The following is a 575-nucleotide window of genomic DNA, read 5'->3' as shown; positions in this document are numbered from 1 at the left end:
GGGCGGTCGCCCTGAGGACGGTCGCCGTACGGACGGCGGTCACCCTGCGGACGGTCACGATCGCCCCGGTAGGGACGGTCACCCTGCGGACGATCACGATCGCCACGGTACGGGCGGTCGCCCTGCGGACGGTCGCCGTAGGAACGACGCTCACCCTGCGGACGATCGCCATACGGACGACGCTCACCCTGGGGACGACCCCGGCCACCCTGCGAGCGATCGCGATCGCCGCGGGGCTGACGGTCTCCGTGGGGGCGATCGCCCTGCGGGCGGTCCCCATATGGGCGACGCTCGTCATCGCGACGCGGGCGACGCGCGGAGGAGTCCGAGTACCGCGGCTTGCGGTTGTCGCTGCTGCGGTCGGAGTCCGAACGTCGCTTGTGCGCGCCATCGCCTTCGTTACGGCGGTCCCGCTGCTCATCTGACATTCTGACTCCCTGTATGACTGTAAAACGCAAAATGGCCACCCAGCTCTGGGTGGCCATTTTACTTAAGAGAAGTCCGGCGGTGTCCTACTCTCCCACAGGGTCCCCCCTGCAGTACCATCGGCGCTGTGAGGCTTAGCTTCCGGGTTC

1 protein-coding gene and 1 rRNA gene are annotated in these 575 nt (G+C 67.8%); one reads left to right on the top strand and one right to left on the bottom strand.

Translation table 11 applies throughout. From position 1 onward, the window contains the following. A partial coding sequence (locus ACLD0U_RS14175) for a hypothetical protein (RefSeq protein ID WP_410341004.1) occupies nucleotides 1-425 on the top strand: 425 nt, incomplete at its 5' end. A 74-nt stretch (nucleotides 426-499) separates the two neighbouring features. Here ACLD0U_RS14175 and rrf read toward each other — a convergent pair. After that, nucleotides 500-575: ribosomal RNA gene (gene rrf / locus ACLD0U_RS14170) — 5S ribosomal RNA — on the bottom strand; the annotation flags it as partial.

Origin of the sequence: Microbacterium sp. 2216-1 (assembly GCF_046507855.1) — a bacterium.
Taxonomy (GTDB): domain Bacteria; phylum Actinomycetota; class Actinomycetes; order Actinomycetales; family Microbacteriaceae; genus Microbacterium; species Microbacterium esteraromaticum_C.
The sequence above is the reverse complement of the archived record's forward strand: the minus strand, read 5'-3'. Positions and strand labels throughout refer to the sequence as shown.